The organism is Polaromonas sp. P3_C2 (genome assembly GCF_056402675.1).
In genome coordinates, this window is record NZ_JBFUGX010000443.1 from 1 (window position 1) to 3,494 (window position 3,494).

At 60.1% G+C, this 3,494-nt stretch carries 4 protein-coding genes; 3 read left to right on the forward strand and 1 reads right to left on the reverse strand.

The window, feature by feature from the left end:
- The first annotated feature begins 119 nt into the window (after positions 1 to 119).
- Positions 120 to 431 carry a 30S ribosomal protein S20 gene (gene rpsT, locus AC1DWI_RS16785; RefSeq protein ID WP_007864125.1) on the forward strand — a complete coding sequence of 104 codons (312 nt, stop codon included), beginning with the start codon at positions 120 to 122 and terminating at the stop codon, positions 429 to 431.
- Positions 432 to 552: 121 nt separating this feature from the next.
- Here rpsT and AC1DWI_RS16790 read toward each other — a convergent pair whose 3' ends face one another.
- Positions 553 to 873, reverse strand: coding sequence for a DUF3579 domain-containing protein (locus tag AC1DWI_RS16790; protein ID WP_411885285.1), 321 nt, complete (start codon positions 871 to 873; stop codon positions 553 to 555).
- A gap of 432 nt (positions 874 to 1,305) precedes the next feature.
- Between AC1DWI_RS16790 and AC1DWI_RS16795 the strand changes: the two genes are divergently transcribed.
- Positions 1,306 to 2,523 carry an acetylornithine/succinylornithine family transaminase gene (locus AC1DWI_RS16795; RefSeq protein WP_477671383.1) on the forward strand — a complete coding sequence of 406 codons (1,218 nt, stop codon included), beginning with the start codon at positions 1,306 to 1,308 and terminating at the stop codon, positions 2,521 to 2,523.
- On the forward strand, positions 2,520 to 3,464 hold the full coding sequence (gene argF / locus AC1DWI_RS16800; protein ID WP_477671382.1) for an ornithine carbamoyltransferase: 945 nt from the start codon (positions 2,520 to 2,522) through the stop codon (positions 3,462 to 3,464). The genes AC1DWI_RS16795 and argF overlap by 4 nt, the downstream gene beginning before the upstream one ends.
- The last annotated feature ends 30 nt before the right edge of the window (positions 3,465 to 3,494 follow it).

The window sequence follows — 3,494 nt, forward strand, 5'->3', positions numbered from 1 at the left end:
GGCGGGCGGCCCCCTCGGGGGGCAGGGAGCTACACGAAGTGAGCGACCGTGGGGGTATATAATCGTGGGCTTTGCTGCAACATCCACAGACTCCTCCCCAGGATTAAAGGAATTTATATATGGCTACCGCCAAACCCAAGAAAAAGAACCCCCGCCTCGCGTCGGGCCGTAAGCGCGTCCGCCAGGACGTCAAACTCAACGCTGCGAACACCTCGCTGCGCTCCAAATACCGCACCGCTGTGAAAAACGTCGAAAAAGCCGTTGCAGCCGGTGACAAAGACAAAGCCAAGGACCTGTTCGCCAAGGCCCAAAGCATTGTGGACACGGTTGCCGACAAGGGCATCTTCCACAAGAACAAGGCAGCGCGCGACAAGAGCCGCCTGTCCGCCAAGGTGAAAGCCCTGGCACTGGCCCCCGCAAAGGCCGCCTGAGCAATCAGGCAAATCGCCCGGACGGCATTCTGAAAATACCGTCCGCCGTTTTGTAGGGTGCGCTGCAGCAAAGCAAAAAAGCCGTCGAAAGACGGCTTTTTTGTTGGGCGCTTCGAAAACCTCAGTCTTTGCGCGGGGGATCCGGAATTAAACAGGCTTCGGCCACCTGTAAATCGTTGTCTTTGGCGAAGTTGATGGCGAAGTCCCAGGCCATGGGCTCGGCCTCGCGCAGCTCTGAGTTAACGACCACACACTTCACGCCGTTGATGACGGTGGGCACGCACCAGGGGGAGTAGGTCAGGTGGCTGCCGGGCTGCGGGCCGCCCGGGCGGAAATGGCTCATCACGCCGCACAACCTGTCGGCCCAGTCGCTGGGCCGGAAGGTTTTGCCGTCGCGGGTAATACCCTGAATGAAGACTTCTTTGGCGGTGTTGGAGACCATCGGATGGAGGGTTTTTGCGGCGCCTGACGTGGAAAGGGATCGTATTCACCCCATGCTGCACCGCACAACAATTCTATCTTATTTGCGACTCTTATATAAGACTTGATGCCTGATTTTCAACATCAGGAGGCGCCAGGCGCCTGCATTGCAGTGATGCAGGATCGTCACAAAAGCCTGCAAACTCTGCGCCTAAAATCAACCTGTACTCCGGCCCAAAGGTATCGGAACAAAGTGAAAGTGATGGATTCGGGCCTAGGCCTAGGCGCAAACCGCAGACATAGCTTTGGCTATGGCGAGGATTTGCAACGACGGCATGGGCTCGAAGGCGCACTTTCATGTTTCGATACCTCTGGGTCGGAGTACCTGGCCTGCTTCACTTGTTGCGGGCCTCCGATTTTCAGCCCTGTTACAGCCCTTGTTCCGGAGTTCTCCATGACCGCAGCCCTTCCCAAGCACATCGAAGCCGCCTCCCCTCACGTGATGAACACCTACGGCCGCCTGCCCATCGCGCTGGACCACGGCCAGGGCTGCCGCGTCTGGGACGTCAATGGCAAGGCTTACCTCGACGCGCTGGGCGGCATTGCCGTCAATACCCTGGGCCACAACCATCCAAAGCTGGTGCCCGCCCTGCAGGACCAGATCGCCAAGCTCATCCACAGCTCCAATTACTACCACGTGCCTCTGCAGGAAACCCTGGCCGCCAGACTGGTGGAGCTGTCGGGTCTGGAAAACGTGTTTTTCTGCTCCACGGGCCTGGAAGCCAATGAAGCCGCGCTCAAGCTGGCGCGCAAGTTCGGCCATGACAAGGGCATTGAGCGTCCCGAAATCGTCGTCTATGAGAAAGCCTTTCACGGCCGCAGCATCGCCACCCTGAGCGCCACCGGCAACCCCAAGGTCCAGGCCGGCTTCGGCCCACTGGTGGAGGGATTTATCCGCGTACCGCTCAACAACATCGATGCGCTAAAAGCCGCTACGGCCAATAACCCCAATGTCGTCGCCGTATTCTTTGAAGCCATCCAGGGCGAAGGCGGCATCAACAGCATGAAAGACGAATACCTGCGCGACGTGCGGGCGCTGTGCGACGAGCGCGACTGGCTGCTGATGATCGATGAAGTGCAATGCGGCATGGGCCGCACCGGCAAATGGTTTGCGCACCAGTGGGCGGGCATCAAGCCCGACGTGATGCCGCTGGCCAAGGGCCTGGGCTCTGGCGTGCCGATTGGCGCAGTCGTTGCCGGCCCCAAGGCCGCCCACATCTTTAGCCCCGGCAATCACGGCACGACTTTTGGCGGCAACCCGCTGGCCATGCGCGCCGGAGTGGAAACCCTGCGCATCATGGAAGAAGAAGGCCTGCTTGCCAACGCCGTGAAGGTGGGCGACCACCTTCGCGCGGCGTTGGCCCGGGAACTGGCCGGCGAAAAAGGTTTGAAAGAAATCCGCGGCCGCGGCCTGATGCTGGGCATTGAGCTGACAGTGCCTTGCGGCGAGCTGCTCGCCCGCGCCGCCGAAAACGGCCTGCTGCTGAGCGTGACCGCTGACACCGTGATCCGCATGGTGCCTTCGCTGATCATGACCACAGCTGAAGCCGACGAAGCGGTGGCCATCCTGGTTCCGCTGATCAAGCAGCTTTTGAAAGAGAAAAACGCGTGACCACTGCGATCCCCTCCACGCCTGCTGCCGTGCGGCACTATTTGCAGTTCAGCGACCTGAACGCGGCCGAATACGCCTATGTTTTCGAGCGCGCCGCCATCATCAAGAAGAAGTTCAAGGCCTACGAAAAACACCAGCCCCTGGTCGACCGCACGCTGGCGATGATTTTCGAAAAAGCTTCGACGCGCACGCGCGTGAGCTTTGAAGCCGGCATGTACCAGTTGGGCGGCAGTGTGGTGCACCTGACCACCGGCGACAGCCAGCTGGGCCGTGCCGAGCCGATTGAAGACAGCGCCAAGGTCATCAGCCGCATGGTCGACCTGGTGATGATCCGCACCTTCGAGCAAACCAAGATCGACCGCTTCGCCGAGCACTCGCGCGTGCCGGTCATCAACGGCCTGACCAATGAATTCCACCCTTGCCAGATCCTGGCCGACATCTTCACCTACATCGAGCACCGCGGCTCCATCAAGGGCAAGACAGTGGCCTGGGTGGGTGACGGCAACAACATGGCCAATACCTGGCTGCAGGCCAGCGAAATCCTCGGCTTCAAGGTGCACGTGAGCACCCCGGGCGGCTACGAGGTTGACCAGTCCATCGCCGGCATCCGTTCGGCCGAAAGCTACAAGGTCTTCAAGGACCCGATGCAGGCGTGCGCTGGTGCCGACCTGGTCACCACCGACGTATGGACCAGCATGGGCTATGAGGCCGAAAACGAAGCACGCAAGAAAGCTTTTGCGGACTGGTGCGTGGACGCCGAAATGATGGCCGCGGCCAAACCCGACGCGCTTTTCATGCATTGCCTGCCTGCCCACCGCGGCGAAGAAGTCGAAGCCGAAGTGATCGACGGCCCGCAGTCCGTGGTCTGGGATGAGGCTGAAAACAGGATGCACGCACAAAAGGCACTCATGGAGTTCCTTTTGCTCGGGCAGCTCGCGTAAACACTGAGCGATCAACGATAGGGCATGAGT